This is a genomic window from Streptomyces sp. XD-27 (assembly GCF_030553055.1).
GTDB lineage: Bacteria > Actinomycetota > Actinomycetes > Streptomycetales > Streptomycetaceae > Streptomyces.
On the sequence record NZ_CP130713.1, the window covers coordinates 5,839,824 to 5,854,579 of the forward strand.

16 protein-coding genes are annotated in these 14,756 nt (G+C 72.9%); 13 read left to right on the forward strand and 3 right to left on the reverse strand.

The annotated features are described in order from the left end of the window. The first annotated feature begins 3 nt into the window (after nucleotides 1-3). The 3 genes from Q3Y56_RS25550 to Q3Y56_RS25560 all read left to right on the forward strand — a co-directional run bounded on the left by Q3Y56_RS25550 (nucleotide 4) and on the right by Q3Y56_RS25560 (nucleotide 2,962). A complete protein-coding gene (locus Q3Y56_RS25550; protein WP_304464159.1) occupies nucleotides 4-738 on the forward strand; it encodes a 1-acyl-sn-glycerol-3-phosphate acyltransferase in 735 nt (244 codons plus the stop codon). Beyond that, nucleotides 735-1,736 carry an NAD(P)H-dependent glycerol-3-phosphate dehydrogenase gene (locus tag Q3Y56_RS25555; protein WP_304464160.1) on the forward strand — a complete coding sequence of 334 codons (1,002 nt, stop codon included), beginning with the start codon at nucleotides 735-737 and terminating at the stop codon, nucleotides 1,734-1,736. Before Q3Y56_RS25550 ends, Q3Y56_RS25555 begins: the two co-directional genes overlap by 4 nt. An 80-nt stretch (nucleotides 1,737-1,816) precedes the next feature. Beyond that, complete coding sequence (locus Q3Y56_RS25560) at nucleotides 1,817-2,962, forward strand: D-alanine--D-alanine ligase family protein (RefSeq protein ID WP_304464161.1); 1,146 nt, start codon at nucleotides 1,817-1,819, stop codon at nucleotides 2,960-2,962. Between the two features lie 81 nt (nucleotides 2,963-3,043). Here Q3Y56_RS25560 and Q3Y56_RS25565 read toward each other — a convergent pair whose 3' ends face one another. Together Q3Y56_RS25565 and Q3Y56_RS25570 are read right to left on the reverse strand one after the other, a co-directional pair. After that, nucleotides 3,044-3,544, reverse strand: coding sequence for a DUF3515 domain-containing protein (locus tag Q3Y56_RS25565; RefSeq protein ID WP_304464162.1), 501 nt, complete (start codon nucleotides 3,542-3,544; stop codon nucleotides 3,044-3,046). A 45-nt stretch (nucleotides 3,545-3,589) separates the two neighbouring features. Beyond that, nucleotides 3,590-3,823, reverse strand: coding sequence for an Lrp/AsnC family transcriptional regulator (locus tag Q3Y56_RS25570; RefSeq protein WP_304464163.1), 234 nt, complete (start codon nucleotides 3,821-3,823; stop codon nucleotides 3,590-3,592). A gap of 134 nt (nucleotides 3,824-3,957) precedes the next feature. On the opposite strand from Q3Y56_RS25570, the gene Q3Y56_RS25575 reads away from it, so the two are divergent. Continuing rightward, a complete protein-coding gene (locus Q3Y56_RS25575) occupies nucleotides 3,958-4,929 on the forward strand; it encodes a thiamine-phosphate kinase (protein WP_304464164.1) in 972 nt (323 codons plus the stop codon). 46 nt (nucleotides 4,930-4,975) lie between these two features. Beyond that, nucleotides 4,976-5,830, forward strand: a complete 855-nt coding sequence (thiD, locus tag Q3Y56_RS25580) for a bifunctional hydroxymethylpyrimidine kinase/phosphomethylpyrimidine kinase (RefSeq protein WP_304464165.1) — start codon at nucleotides 4,976-4,978, stop codon at nucleotides 5,828-5,830. Nucleotides 5,831-5,908: 78 nt separating this feature from the next. On the opposite strand, the gene rpmB is transcribed toward thiD, so the two are convergent. Further along, complete coding sequence (gene rpmB, locus Q3Y56_RS25585) at nucleotides 5,909-6,094, reverse strand: 50S ribosomal protein L28 (RefSeq protein WP_304464166.1); 186 nt, start codon at nucleotides 6,092-6,094, stop codon at nucleotides 5,909-5,911. A 325-nt stretch (nucleotides 6,095-6,419) separates the two neighbouring features. On the opposite strand from rpmB, the gene Q3Y56_RS25590 reads away from it, so the two are divergent. The 8 genes from Q3Y56_RS25590 (at nucleotide 6,420) to rnc (ending at nucleotide 14,756) form a co-directional block, all read left to right on the forward strand. Beyond that, on the forward strand, nucleotides 6,420-8,291 hold the full coding sequence (locus Q3Y56_RS25590) for a DAK2 domain-containing protein (RefSeq protein WP_304465797.1): 1,872 nt from the start codon (nucleotides 6,420-6,422) through the stop codon (nucleotides 8,289-8,291). A 36-nt stretch (nucleotides 8,292-8,327) separates the two neighbouring features. Beyond that, on the forward strand, nucleotides 8,328-10,511 hold the full coding sequence (recG, locus tag Q3Y56_RS25595; RefSeq protein ID WP_304464167.1) for an ATP-dependent DNA helicase RecG: 2,184 nt from the start codon (nucleotides 8,328-8,330) through the stop codon (nucleotides 10,509-10,511). 109 nt (nucleotides 10,512-10,620) lie between these two features. After that, nucleotides 10,621-11,205 carry a 16S rRNA (guanine(966)-N(2))-methyltransferase RsmD gene (rsmD, locus tag Q3Y56_RS25600; RefSeq protein WP_304464168.1) on the forward strand — a complete coding sequence of 195 codons (585 nt, stop codon included), beginning with the start codon at nucleotides 10,621-10,623 and terminating at the stop codon, nucleotides 11,203-11,205. 26 nt (nucleotides 11,206-11,231) lie between these two features. Then, nucleotides 11,232-11,711 (forward strand): pantetheine-phosphate adenylyltransferase, encoded by a 480-nt coding sequence (gene coaD / locus Q3Y56_RS25605; protein ID WP_304464169.1) that lies wholly within the window; start codon nucleotides 11,232-11,234, stop codon nucleotides 11,709-11,711. A gap of 99 nt (nucleotides 11,712-11,810) precedes the next feature. Beyond that, nucleotides 11,811-12,965, forward strand: a complete 1,155-nt coding sequence (locus Q3Y56_RS25610; RefSeq protein ID WP_304465798.1) for an ATP synthase F0 subunit B — start codon at nucleotides 11,811-11,813, stop codon at nucleotides 12,963-12,965. Nucleotides 12,966-13,109: 144 nt separating this feature from the next. Continuing rightward, complete coding sequence (locus Q3Y56_RS25615; protein ID WP_304465799.1) at nucleotides 13,110-13,739, forward strand: DUF177 domain-containing protein; 630 nt, start codon at nucleotides 13,110-13,112, stop codon at nucleotides 13,737-13,739. Between the two features lie 2 nt (nucleotides 13,740-13,741). Beyond that, nucleotides 13,742-13,915, forward strand: coding sequence for a 50S ribosomal protein L32 (gene rpmF / locus Q3Y56_RS25620; RefSeq protein WP_304464170.1), 174 nt, complete (start codon nucleotides 13,742-13,744; stop codon nucleotides 13,913-13,915). Nucleotides 13,916-13,934: 19 nt separating this feature from the next. Beyond that, nucleotides 13,935-14,756, forward strand: coding sequence for a ribonuclease III (gene rnc, locus Q3Y56_RS25625; protein WP_304464171.1), 822 nt, complete (start codon nucleotides 13,935-13,937; stop codon nucleotides 14,754-14,756).

Genomic DNA, 14,756 nt, shown 5'->3' on the forward strand with positions numbered 1-14,756 from the left:
CGAGTGTCCGGCCGCAGAATCGGCATCTGGTACCGCATGGCGGCGGTCCTGGTAAAACCACCGCTGGTGGTTCTGTTCAAGCGGGACTGGCGCGGAATGGAGCACATTCCGGCCGAGGGCGGATTTATCACCGCGATCAATCACAACTCGTATCTCGACCCGCTCTCGTACGCGCACTATCAGTACAACACCGGGCGGGTCCCGCGCTTCCTCGCCAAAGCCGGCCTCTTCAAGGGCAGCTTTGTCGGAACCTTCCTGCGCGGCCTGAAGCAGATCCCGGTCTACCGCGAGTCCACCGACGCGGCCAACGCCTTCCGGGCCGCCGTCGACGCCATCAACAAGGGCGAGTGCGTGGCGTTCTACCCCGAGGGCACCCTCACCCGCGACCCGGACATGTGGCCGATGCGCGGCAAGACCGGCGCGGCGCGCGTGGCGCTGCTCACCAAGGCCCCCGTGATCCCGGTCGCCCAGTGGGGCGCCAACGAGGCCATGCCGCCGTACGCCAAGCACAAGAAGCTGCGGCTCTTCCCGCGCAAGACCCTGCGGGTGCAGGCCGGACCGCCGGTGGACCTGTCCGAGTTCTACGGCCAGGAGCCGACCGCCGAGGTCCTGCGCGCCGCCACCGACACCATCATGGCCGCGATCACCGAACAGCTCGCCGAACTGCGCGGCGAACCCGCGCCCGCGCGGCCGTACGACCACAAGAAGGCCCGCGGGGCCGAGGAGGCAGGCAAGTGACCCGCTGCGCGGTCTACGGCACCGGATCCTGGGGCACCGCCTTCGCGATGGTGCTCGCCGACGCCGGCTGCGACGTGACGATGTGGGGCCGCCGCGCCGGCCTCGTCGAGGCGATCAACACCGGACGCACCAACCCCGACTACTTCCCGGGCGTGGAACTGCCCCGGTCGGTGCGGGCCACCACCGACCCCGCCGAGGCGGCGGACGGCGCCGAGTTCGCCGTCCTCGCCATCCCCTCCCAGACGCTCCGCGAGAACCTCGCCGCGTGGGCGCCGCTGCTGCCCACCGACACCGTGCTCGTCTCCCTGATGAAGGGCATCGAACTGGGCACCGCCAAGCGCATGAGCGAGGTCGTCGAGGAGGTCGCCAAGGTCTCCCCGGACCGGGTCGCGGTGCTCACCGGCCCCAACCTCGCCAAGGAGATCGTCGCCCGGCAGCCCGCGGCCGCCGTCGTCGCCTGCCGCGACGAGAGCGTGGCCCAGCGCCTCCAGGCCGCCTGCCACACCCCGTACTTCCGCCCGTACACCAACACCGACGTGGTGGGCTGCGAGCTCGGCGGCGCGGTCAAGAACGTCATCGCCCTCGCCGTCGGCATCGCCGACGGGATGGGGCTCGGCGACAACGCCAAGGCGTCCCTGATCACCCGCGGCCTGGCCGAGACCACCCGGCTCGGGCTGGCGATGGGCGCCGACGCGCGCACCTTCGCGGGCCTGGCGGGCATGGGCGACCTGGTCGCCACCTGCTCCTCGCCGCTCTCCCGCAACCACACCTTCGGCACCAACCTCGGCCGCGGCATGACGCTGGAGGAGACCATCGCGGTCACCAGGCAGACCGCCGAGGGCGTCAAGTCCTGCCAGTCGGTGCTGGATCTGGCCCGGCGCCACGACGTCGACATGCCGATCACCGAGACCGTCGTGGAGATCGTCCACGAGGGCAAGCCGCCGCTGGTCGCGCTCAAGGAACTGATGTCGCGCAGCGCCAAGTCCGAGCGACACTGACGCCCCCGCCCCAGCGTCACTCATGCCCCAGCCCCAGCGTCACTGACGCCGAAACGACCGCAAGGTAACCTCATCGCGATATGAGCAGCGAGACCTCCACCCCCAGCACTGGCAAGCCGCGCGTCGCCGTCGTCTTCGGCGGCCGCAGCTCCGAGCACGCCATCTCCGTGGTCACCGCGGGTGCCGTGCTGCGCGCCATCGACCGGACCAAGTACGACGTGCTGCCGATCGGCATCACCGCCGACGGCCGGTGGGCACTGACCTCCGCCGACCCGGACCGGATGGCCATCGCCGACCGCAAGCTCCCGAGCGTCGACGACCTCGCGGAGTCGGCGGACGGCGCCGTTCTGCTGCCGGTCGACCCGGGCAGCCGCGAGGTCGTCTACACCGAGCCGGGGAACGTGCCCAAGGCGCTGGGCGACGTGGACGTCGTCTTCCCGATGCTGCACGGCCCCTACGGCGAGGACGGCACCCTCCAGGGCCTGCTGGAGCTCTCCGGCGTGCCCTACGTCGGCTCCGGTGTGCTGGCGTCCGCCGTCGGCATGGACAAGGAGTACATGAAGCGGGTGTTCACCTCCTTCGGGCTGCCGGTCGGCCCGTACGAGGTGATCCGGCCGCAGGAGTGGGACCGCGACCCGGCCGCCGCCCGCAAGAAGATCGTGGACTTCGCCGCCGACCACGGCTGGCCGGTCTTCGTCAAGCCCGCCCGCGCCGGCTCCTCCTTCGGGATCACCAAGGTCGACGACCTGGCGGGCCTGGACGCGGCCGTCGAGGAGGCCCGCAGCCACGACCCGAAGATCATCGTGGAGTCGCTGCTGCGCGGCCGCGAGATCGAGTGCGGGGTGCTGGAGTTCGAGGACGGGCCGCGCGCCAGCGTGCCGGCCGAGATCCCGCCGGTCACCGCCCACGACTTCTACGACTTCGAGGCGAAGTACATCGACTCGGCCAGCGGGATGGTGCCCGCACCGCTCACCGAGGAGCAGACCGCACGCGTCCAGGAGCTCGCGGTGCGGGCCTTCGAGGCGGTGTCCTGCGAGGGGCTGGTGCGCGCGGACTTCTTCCTGCTCGACAGCGGCGAGTTCGTGATCAACGAGATCAACACGATGCCCGGCTTCACGCCCATCTCCATGTACCCGCGGATGTGGCAGGAGAGCGGCGTGAGCTACCCGGAGCTGGTGGACCGCCTGCTCCAGGCGGCGCTGCGCCGCTCCACCGGACTGCGCTGAGCCACCGCGGACCGGGCGGCGGCCCGTGCCGGCCGCCGCCCAGCACCCGAAGCCCGGGTCCCGAAGCTGGGGTCCCGAAGCTCAGATCCCGAACGGGATCGTCTTCTTGACGGCGTCCGCGAGGTCGATGAGCACGTTGAGCTCGGGGGCGTACTTCCCCGGCACCCGCACCTCGACATACGCCTTGCGCAGCGCGGTCGTGAAGCGGTAGCCGTCGGACTCCTTCTCGAACACCCACTCGACGCCGTTGAGCTCGGCGGAGTCGGGGTGCGGGTTGTAGTCTGGGTCGCCGGGCGTGAGCACGTCAGGTGCGGGCACTCCGCAGCGCAGCTGCACGGCGGGATCGCCCCACGCCGCCGTGAAGTCGGACGCCGGGTCCAGGGCGCGCCGCTCAAGACCCTCCACGCGGCGCGGCAGCTCCTTGTGCAACGCCCGGCACATGCCGACCGCCGGCCCGGACGGCGTGGGAACCGGGGGCGCCGCGGCACCGTCGGACTGATCGCCCGACGCGCAGCCGCCGACCGCTGCCAGCAGCAGCGCGGCGGTGGACAGCAGGATCGGCCGACGGGGTGCGCACTTCACCGGCCGAGCATACGAGGAGCCGGATCGGGACGACGGGGCGGGGAGCTAGAGATGGACGACCGGGCAGGTCAGCGTGCGGGTGATGCCGTCCACCTGCTGGACCTTGGCGACCACCATGCGACCGAGCTCATCGACCGTCTCGGCCTGGGCGCGCACGATGACGTCGTACGGTCCGGTGACGTCCTCGGCCTGGATGACCCCCGGGATCTCCGCGATGACTTCGGCCACGGTCGACGCCTTGCCGACCTCGGTCTGGATCAGGATGTACGCCTGTACCACGGAACCTCCAGGGCGGCTACGAGGATCATGTGGGGAGAAGAGACGCCACGGTACCGCGTCACCGCGCGGTGCGGGGAGACCCTCGCGGCATGCGTGGCGGGGCCGCGGACACCGACAGCATAAGGAGAAGCGCAGTGAAAGGTACCGTGGGGGAGCTTGGGGAGTTCGGGCTCATCAGGGAACTCACCTCCCGGCTCACCACCACCCCGGCGGTACGGCTGGGGCCGGGGGACGACGCCGCGGTGATCGCCGCGCCGGACCGGCGCGTCGTGGCCAGCACCGACGTGCTGCTCGAGGGGCGGCACTTCCGCCGCGACTGGTCCACCGCGTACGACGTGGGCCGCAAGGCCGCCGCACAGAACCTCGCCGACATCGCCGCGATGGGCGCGGTGCCCACCGCGCTGCTGCTCGGCCTCGTGGTCCCCGCGGACCTGCCCGTGACCTGGGCCAGCGAGCTGATGGACGGCCTGCGGGACGAGTGCCAGGTCGCCGGGGCCGCCGTCGTCGGCGGCGACGTGGTGCGCGGCGACACGATCACGGTCGCCATCACCGCGCTGGGCGACCTGCGCAACAGCGACCCGGTCACCCGATCCGGTGCCCAGCCGGGCGACGTCGTCGCGGTCACCGGCTGGCTGGGCTGGTCGGCCGCAGGACACGCGGTGCTCTCCCGCGGCTTCCGCTCGCCGCGCGCCTTCGTCGAGGCCCACCGGCGGCCCGAACCCCCGTACCACGCGGGGCCGGCGGCGGCCGGACTCGGCGCCACCGCCATGACGGACGTCAGCGACGGGCTCGTGGCCGACCTGGGCCACATCGCGGAGGCGAGCAAGGTCCGCATCGACCTGCGCTCGGGCGACATCGACATCCCGACCCAGATGTCCGACATCGGCCAGGCGGTCGGCGTGGACCCGCTCCAGTGGGTGCTCAACGGGGGAGAGGACCACGCGATCGTGGCGACCTTCCCGCCGGACGTGAAGCTCCCGGCCCGCTGGAAGGTCATCGGCGAGGTGCTCAACCCGTCGGCGCTGCCCCAGGTGACCGTGGACGGGGCACCCTGGGCGCACGCGGGCTGGGACCACTTCGGGGAGGACGAGGTCGACACCGAGTAGACGCCGAGGCGAGGGGGCGGGGCCGACGCCGAGTAGATTCGGCGGTATGCCGCACATACCCGCGCCCGCCCCGCGCGGCGACCTCCCGCCGCACCCGCGCCGTGACCTCCCGCCGCACCCGCCCTGCGTGCTCACCGTCGCCGGATCCGATTCCGGCGGCGGTGCGGGCATCCAGGCCGACCTCAAGACGATGCTGGCGCTGGGCGTGCACGGCATGAGCGTGCTCACGGCGGTGACGGCGCAGAACTCCCGGGGCGTCCAGGGCGCCTGGGAACTGCCCGCGGACGCCGTACGCGCCCAGTTCCGCGCCGTCGCCGACGACATCGGCGTCGACGCGGTGAAGACCGGCATGCTGGCCTCCACGGAACTGGTCGAGACCGTCGCCGCGCTGCTCGACGGCATCGCGGCGCCGGTGGTGGTCGACCCGGTCGGCGTCTCCAAGCACGGCGACCCGCTGCTGGCCGCCGAAGCCCTCGGCGCGGTCCGTACGAAGCTGCTGCCCGCCGCCACCGTCGCCACCCCCAACCTGGACGAGGTCGCCCAGCTCACGGGCGTCACGGTCGAGGACGAGACCGGCATGCGGCGCGCGGCGGACGCGGTGCTGGAATGCGGCCCCCGGTGGGCGCTGATCAAGGGCGGACACCTGGCCGGCCCCGCCACCGACCTGCTGACCGACGGCATCGAGCAGCACTGGCTGCGCGCGCCCCGGCACGACAACCGGCACACCCACGGCACCGGCTGCACGCTGGCCAGCGCCATCGCCGCGTACCTGGCGAAGGGCCTGGAGGTCCCGGAGGCGGTCGCGGCGGCCAAGACGTACGTCACCGGCGCCATCGCGGCGGGCTTCCCCCTGGGGGAGGGCATCGGCCCGGTCGACCACGGGTGGCGCCTGCGCCGCTAGCGGTGTGTGGGCCCGAACGCCAAAAAACCGGCCCACCACGAGGTGGACCGGCTCCGGCAACCGGTGAGGCTCGCTATGTCAGCGCGAGACCTTGCCGGCCTTGATGCACGAGGTGCAGACATTCATACGCTTCGGGGTACGACCGACCACAGCGCGCACCGTCTGGATGTTGGGGTTCCAACGACGGGAGGTGCGGCGGTGGGAGTGCGAGATGCTGTTGCCGAAGCCCGGCCCCTTGCCGCAGACGTCGCAGTTGGCAGCCACGGGTTACTCCAAAGACGGGTCACCCTCGCTGACGCGAGGGGACAGACACTTACGGTGAGCCCCGGCGTGAATGCCAGGGGAAAGCCCGATTCACATCAGGCAACCGGAGCAGCATACAACGACCGCTCCCGACATACGAAAACTACCATGGCCGCCCCGGCCCCACCGGTCCGGGCCGTCTGACCGACCCCGCGGCGCGACTACCCTGCGGGGAGCCCGGCCCCGAGGAAGAAGCGAAGAAGCGAGGACGCAAGGTGCCGCACACTCCCCCAGACTCCGTCCGGGGGACCCCCTTGACGCCGATGCGGTACGCACCTGGTGCCGGCTGACGCTGGACGCGCTCGGCCGGGCCCGCGAGGACATCGACGCCATCAACGTCTACCCGGTCGCCGACGGCGACACCGGGACCAACCTGTACCTGACCGCCGAGTCCGCTGCCCGGGCCGTCGACGCGGCCTTCGACGGCCACGCCGCCTCCGGGGCCCCGTCCCGCCCCACCACGGCGGACGCGATCCGGGCCATGGCGCACGGCGCGCTCATCGGGGCGCGGGGCAACTCCGGCACGATCCTGGCCCAGCTGCTGCGCGGGATGGCCGACGTGCTCGCCGCCGACGGCGCGGGGCCCTGCGACGCCGACGTGCTCGGGCAGGCGCTGCGGCACGCCGCCGCGTCCGCGTACAAGGCCGTCGCCCACCCGGTGGAGGGCACGGTGCTGACCGTCGCCGCCGCGGCCGCCGACGCCGCGGAACGGGCCGCGAAGGCGGTGAACCGGGCCGCCGGCCCGGCGGCGCGGACCGTCGGCGGCGCCACGGCACAGGCGGCCGCCACGACCACGGCACAGCCCGCCCGCGGCACCGCGGGCCCGGCCCCGGCCGCCGCCGACATCGCGCCGGTGGCCCGCGCCGCGTACGAGGGGGCGCGTACCGCGCTGGCGGCCACCCCCGGCCAGCTCGACGTCCTCGGCCGCGCCGGGGTGGTGGACGCGGGCGGCTACGGCCTGGTCGCGGTACTCGGGGCGCTCTCGCAGGCGCTGTCCGGCGAGGCCCCGGCCCAGCCTCCCGCCGCCGACCACGGCCGCACCGTCGCGGCCGGACCGGCCGCCCGGCCGCCCGCCATGCCCTCCGCCGCGGCGGGCGGCTGCGCCCCCGGCGAGGCCGGAGAGGTTCCCCCGGGTCCGGCCTTCGAGGTGATCTACCTGCTGGAGTCGGACGACGCGGCCGTCGACCGACTGCGCGCCCGGCTCGACGCCCTCGGCGACTCCCTCGTCGTGGTCGGCGGGGACGGGCTGTGGAACGTCCACGTCCACACGGACGACGCGGGCGCCGCCGTCGAGGCGGGCGTCCAGGCCGGGCGCCCGTACCGCATCCGCATCACCCACCTGGCCACCGCCGCCGCGGGACAGCCGCACGCCACCCACGAGGAGGCGCACGCCGCCGCCCGCGAGGACGCGGACCAGCAGCCGCACCAGGCCCCATGCGCCGACCCGCACGACGCGGCCCGGGACCGGACCGGGAGGCCGCGCGCCCCCGAGCACGCGCCGCGCGCCGTCGTCGCGGTCGTCCCCGGCGACGGCCTCGCCGCCCTGTACGCGGAGGCAGGCGCCGCGGTGGTCGCCGTCCGCCCCGGAGAGCCGCCCGCCAGCGGCGAGCTGGTCGAGGCAGTCCGCCGCGCCCACGCCCGCGAGGTGGTGCTGCTGCCCAACGACGCCGAGCTGCGGCACACCGCCGCGGCCGCCGCCGAGCAGGCCCGTACCGAAGGCGTGCGCGTCGCCCTCATCCCGACCCGCTCCGCGGTCCAGGGCATCGCCGCGCTCGCCGTACACGAACCCGGCCGCCGCTTCGACGAGGACGTCGTGGCCATGACGGCCGCCGCCGGGGCCACCCGCTGCGCCGAACTCGTCGTCGCCGAGCACCAGTCGTGGACCATGGCCGGGGTCTGCCAGGCCGGGGACGTCCTGGGCCTGATCGACGGCGACGTGGCGGTCATCGGCCCGGACCTCGCCGGCGCGGCGGAGACCGTCCTGGACCGGATGCTCGCCGCCGGCGGCGAGATGGTCACCCTGGTCCTCGGCGCCGGCGTCCCCGACGGCGTCGCCGAACGCCTGGAACGGCACGTACAGCAGGGGCACCTGGCCGTCGACACGGTCGTGTACCACGGCGGACAGCAGACCGCTCCGCTGATCATCGGCGTCGAATGAACCCGCCTGCCCCGCTTGTCACACCCGTGGTGTGCAATGGACAACGTGCCCGCGCTCGACGAACCCCTGAAGAAGACGCTCGGCGGCACCACCGCGAAGGTGCTGGCCGACCACCTCGACCTGCACACGGTCGGCGACCTGCTGCACCACTACCCCAGGCGGTACGCCGAGCGCGGCGAGCTGACCCGGCTGTCCGACCTGCCGCTGGAGGAGCACGTCACCGTCGTCGCGCAGGTCGCCGACGCCCGCGTACTGAAGTTCAACGCGGGCCGGGGCCAGCGGCTGGAGGTCACCCTCACCGACGGCAGCGGACGGCTCCAGCTGGTCTTCTTCGGCAAGGGCATCCACAAGCCGCACAAGGACCTGCTGCCGGGCCGCCGGGCGATGTTCGCGGGCAAGGTCTCCGTCTTCAACCGCAAGCTCCAGCTCGCCCACCCCGAGTACCAGCTGCTGGACGCCGACAGCGGCGAGGACGCCGTCGACGCCTTCGCGGGCCGGCTCATGCCGATCTACCCGGCGTGCCAGCAGATGGCGTCCTGGAAGATCGCCAAGGCGGTCGACGCGGTGCTGCCCAGCGCCCGGGAGGCCGTGGACCCGCTGCCGCCGGCGCTGCGCCAGGGGCGCGGGCTGGCCGCGCTGCCCGAGGCCCTGCTCAAGATCCACCGGCCGGGTACGAAGGCGGACATCGCCGACGCCCGCGACCGGCTCAAGTGGGACGAGGCGTTCGTCCTCCAGGTGGCCCTCGCCCGGCGCCGGTTCGCCGACGCCCAACTGCCCGCCGTACCGCGCCGCCACGCACCGGGCGGCCTGCTGGGCGCCTTCGACGCCAAGCTGCCCTTCGAGCTCACCGAGGGCCAGCGGAAGGTCAGCCAGGAGGTCTTCGACGACCTGGCCACCGACCACCCCATGCACCGGCTCCTGCAAGGCGAGGTCGGCTCGGGGAAGACGATGGTCGCGCTGCGCGCCATGCTGCGGGTCGTGGACGCCGGCGGCCAGACCGCCATGCTCGCGCCGACCGAGGTCCTCGCCCAGCAGCACCACCGGTCCATCGTGGAGATGATGGGCGAGCTGGCCGAGGCCGGGATGCTGGGCGGGGCCGACCAGGGCACCAAGGTCGTGCTGCTCACCGGCTCGATGGGCGCCGCCGCCCGGCGGCAGGCGCTGCTGGACCTGGTCACCGGAGAGGCCGGGATCGTGATCGGCACGCACGCGCTGATCGAGGACAAGGTGAAGTTCCACGACCTGGGGCTGGTCGTGGTCGACGAGCAGCACCGCTTCGGCGTCGAGCAGCGCGACGCCCTGCGCACCAAGGGGAAACAACCGCCGCACCTGCTGGTGATGACCGCCACCCCGATCCCGCGGACCGTCGCCATGACCGTCTTCGGCGACCTGGAGACCTCCGTCCTCGACCAGTTGCCCGCGGGCCGGTCCCCGATCGCCAGCCATGTCGTGCCCGTGCAGGACAAACCGCACTTCCTGGCCCGCGCCTGGGAGCGGGTGCGCGAGGAGGCGGCCGCCGGGCACCAGGCGTACGTCGTCTGCCCGCGCATCGGCGACGACGAGGACGAGCCGAAGAAGAAGTCGGCCGAGGACCAGGCGGAGAAGCGCCCGCCGCTGGCCGTCCTGGACATCGCGGAACAGCTCGCGGCGGGCCCGCTGAGCGGCCTGCGCGTCGCGGTGCTGCACGGGCGGCTGCAGCCCGACGCCAAGGACCAGGTGATGCGGCGCTTCGCGGCGGGCGAGGTGGACGTCCTCGTGGCCACCACCGTCATCGAGGTCGGGGTCAACGTCCCCAACGCCACCGTCATGGTCATCATGGACGCGGACCGGTTCGGCGTCTCCCAGCTGCACCAGCTGCGCGGCCGCGTCGGACGCGGCTCCGCCCCCGGCCTGTGCCTGCTGGTCAGCGAGATGCCGCAGGCCAGCCCCGCGCGCGCCCGGCTGGACGCGGTGGCCGGCACCCTCGACGGCTTCGAGCTGTCCCGGATCGACCTGGAGCAGCGGCGCGAGGGCGACGTGCTCGGACAGGCCCAGTCCGGGGTCCGCTCGTCCTTGCGGATGCTCGCCGTCATCGACGACGAGGAGGTCATCGCCGCGGCCCGCGAGGAGGCGACCGCGATCGTCTCGGCCGACCCCGACCTCACGGCGCACCCCGAGCTGCGCACCGCGCTGGACGCCCTCGTCGACGCGGAGCGGGAGAGCTACCTCGACAAGGGCTGAGCCGAGGGCCCCCGGGCGCTCGTCGGCCGGCCCTCGGGCAGCGAATAATGGACCCGCAGCACGCGAGATACGCCAGGCTGCGCAAGACGAACGAAGGGCGGCCCCTCACATGACCCGCGTGATCGCCGGTGCGGCAGGAGGACGCCGCCTGGCCGTGCCGCCCGGCACCGGCACCCGCCCGACCTCGGACCGGGCGCGAGAAGGCCTGTTCTCCACCTGGGAGTCGCTCCTCGGCTCACTGCACGGCATCCGCGTCCTGGACCTGTACGGCGGGTCGGGCGCGGTCGGCCTGGAGGCGCTGTCCCGCGGCGCCGGGCACGTGCTGCTGGTGGAGGCCGACGCCCGTGCCGCCCGGGTCATCCGCGAGAACATCCGGACCATCGGGCTGCCCGGCGCCGAGATCCGGACCGCCAAGGCCGAGCAGATCACCGTACGGCCCGCGCCCGAGCAGCCGTACGACGTGGCCTTCCTCGACCCCCCGTACGCCGTCGGCGACGATGATCTCCGCGAGATCCTGCTCACACTCGGCCGTAACGGCTGGCTCGCGCCGGACGCACTGGTCACCGTGGAGCGCAGCACCAGAGGTGGAGAATTCGGCTGGCCGCCCGGCTTCGAAGGGCTGCGGTCCCGCCGCTACGGCGAGGGCACGCTTTGGTACGGTCGCGCCGCCTCGACGTGCGACAGCGCGTCATGACCGGACTTGAGAGCGAGGAACCACTGTTGCGCCGCGCAGTCTGTCCGGGGTCCTTCGACCCCGTCACCAACGGACACCTCGACATCATCGCCCGAGCGTCCAAGCTCTACGACGTCGTGCATGTCGCCGTGATGATCAACAAGTCCAAGCAGGGCCTGTTCACCGTGGAGGAGCGCATCGACCTCCTCCGCCAGGTCACCGCGGAGTACGGCAACGTCGAGGTGGAGGCCTTCCACGGCCTGCTCGTCGACTTCTGCAAGCAGCGCGACATCCCCGCCATCGTCAAGGGGCTGCGCGCGGTCAGCGACTTCGACTACGAACTCCAGATGGCCCAGATGAACAACGGCCTGTCCGGGGTGGAGACCCTGTTCGTCCCCACCAACCCGACCTACAGCTTCCTCTCCTCCAGCCTGGTCAAGGAGGTCGCGGCCTGGGGCGGCGACGTCTCCCATCTGGTGCCCCCGGTGGTACTGGAGGCGCTGCGGGAGCGGCTGCCGAAGCGGTGAGCCGCTGACGGCGCGTCATCGGGTGTCGGGCGGGGGCTCACTGGCCTTACAGTCGTGCCCGTTCGCATCCGTCGGTCATAGAGAGTGGCGAGCACCCAGGTGGACGTATCGAAGAAGCTCGACGAGATCGTCGACGCCGTCGGCAGCGCCCGGTCCATGCCCATGTCGGCCTCCTGCGTGGTCAACCGCGCCGAGCTGCTCGCCAGGCTCGAAGAGCTGCGGGCCGCGCTGCCCGGCTCGCTCGCCCAGGCCCAGGAGGTGCTCGGCGGGCGTGAGCAGGTCGTCGAGGACGCCCGCCGGGAGGCCGAGCGGATCATCGAGTCCGCCCACGCCGAGCGCGGTTCGCTGATCTCGGGCACCGAGATCGCCCGGCAGTCGCAGGAGGAGGCCGACCGCATCCTGGCCGAGGCCCGCCGCGAGGCCGAGGAGATCCGCGCCGAGGCCGACGACTACGTCGACAGCAAGCTCGCCAACTTCGAGGTCGTCCTCACCAAGACCATCGGCGCCGTCGACCGCGGCCGCGACAAGTTGCTGGGCCGGGCGCCCGCCGCCGACCCCGGCGCGGACGGCCTGGCGGACGAGGGGCCGGAGCGCAGCGCCGACCCCGCGACCCTGCGGCAGCGCGCGGACGAGTACGTGGACACCAAGCTGGGCGCCGTGGCCGCCGTCCTCGCCAAGACCCTGGAGGCCGTCGGCCGCGGTCGGCAGAAGCTGCTCGGGGCGCGCCCGACCGACGAACTGGGCGCGCACATGGCGGCCCAGGACGCCCAGGAGACGGCGTACGGGCACACGAGCGACGCCGAGTACCTGGCGGACCTCGCCCAGGTCCACACGCCGCCGCACGGCGTGCCCGCCCCGCCCGCCCAGCAGCCCGTGCCGACCCAGGCCGTACCGGCCCCACCGACCGAGGCGCCCCGGGTCCCGGAGCAGCAGGCGTACTACGCCGACGGCTACCAGCAGGACCCGTACGGGTACGGGCAGCAGAGTTACGAGCAGCCCGCGGCCGACCCGTATGCCACCGCGCAGGCGGGCTACCCGCAGCAGGACGGCGGCTACGGCTGGCAGCAGCAGGGCTACGACACCTACGGCGGCCAGGGCGGCTATGCCGCGCCCGAGGCCCACGAGGGCCACGCGGCCGGGTACCCCCAGCAGCCCGCGCAGGGAGCCGCGGCGCTGGACGAGACCAGCTTCTTCGACACCAGCGTGATCAACCTGGACCAGCTGCGGCAGTACGAAGAGGGGCGGGGGCGCTGACCCGAAGGGCGCGACCGGGGCCGATTGGGTCTCCGGCGGGGTCTCCAGTATCCTGGCTGTTCGGTCGCGCTACGTCCGCGATCCGGGCTGCCCGTTTCGCCCCGGCGAAGGGCCGCCCATCCGCAGCGTAGAAAGCAGGAAGCCCTGAACGCCCGCCTTGACCACCGCGCCCCGCTCGTGTTCGACACACGCGAGCTGGGTCGGCGTCCCGGTGCGCTCAAGCGCCTCTCCCGCTCGATCGCCGCGCCCAAGGACCTCGGCATCGAGGTCATCGGCGTGCGCGAAGGCGCGACCGTGGAGCTCGACCTCCGTCTGGAGTCGGTCATGGAGGGTGTGCTCGTCACCGGCACCGCCCGTGCGCCGCTCACAGGGGAGTGCGTAAGGTGTCTGGAGCCGCTCGAGCGAGAGCTCGAAGTGGACTACCAGGAGATGTACTCCTACCCCGACGCCGACGCCTGGGGCCGCACCGCGGACCCGGACGACGACGCCGAGGAGGAGGACACGCTCTTCCTCGAGGACGACTTGCTCGACCTCGAACCCGTGCTGCGTGACGCGGTGGTGCTCGCACTGCCGCTGCAGCCGGTGTGCCGGGAGGACTGCCTCGGCCTGTGCCCCGACTGTGGGGCGCGGCTGGCGGACGACCCGGACCACCACCATGACGCCGTCGACATCCGTTGGGCGGCACTGCAGGGACTCGCCGAGACCATCCAGGGCGGCGAGAAGGACGATATGGGCGGCGCCGATGCGGGCGTCGACGAGAAGCAGGAGAAGTAGCCGTGGCTGTTCCGAAGCGGAAGATGTCGCGCAGCAACACGCGCCACCGCCGGTCGCAGTGGAAGGCTGCGGTCCCCACCCTGGTGGCTTGCAGCAGCTGCCAGGAGCCGAAGCTGCAGCACATCGCGTGCCCGAGCTGCGGCACCTACAACAAGCGTCAGGTCCTCGCGGTCTGATCGGCGGGTGACAGGCTCTATGTCAGACGGCAACTCGTCGAAGAAGGCGCCGGCGGACACAGCCTCGTCCCACACGATTCTGGAAGGGCGGCTCGGGTATCAGCTTGAGTCCGCCCTTCTGGTACGTGCGCTGACCCACCGCTCCTTCGCGTACGAGAACGGCGGCCTGCCCACCAACGAGCGCCTGGAATTCCTCGGGGATTCGGTGCTCGGCCTGGTGGTCACGGACACGCTGTACCGCATCCACCCGGACCTGCCCGAAGGCCAGCTGGCCAAACTGCGGGCCGCGGTGGTCAACTCGCGCGCGCTGGCGGAGGTGGGCCGCGGCCTCGACCTCGGCGCCTTCATCCGGCTCGGCCGGGGCGAAGAGGGCACCGGGGGCAGGGACAAGGCGTCCATCCTGGCCGACACCCTGGAGGCGGTGATCGGCGCGGTCTATCTGGACCAGGGTCTCGACGCCGCCGCCGAACTGGTGCACCGGCTCTTCGACCCGCTCATCGAGAAGTCCTCCAATCTCGGCGCAGGCCTGGACTGGAAGACCAGCCTCCAGGAGCTGACGGCCACCGAGGGTCTCGGTGTTCCGGAGTACCTGGTCTCGGAGACGGGTCCCGACCACGAGAAGACCTTCACGGCTGCTGCCCGCGTCGGTGGTGTCGCGTACGGCACCGGCACCGGCCGCAGCAAGAAGGAAGCGGAGCAGCAGGCGGCGGAGTCCGCCTGGCGCGCGATCCGCACGGCCGCCGACGAGGCGAAGGCGGCTGCCGCCGCCGCGGACGGCCGGAACCCGGACGGCGCCGCGCCGTCCGGCAGCACCGAGGCGCCCGAGAGCGCCGCACGCTGA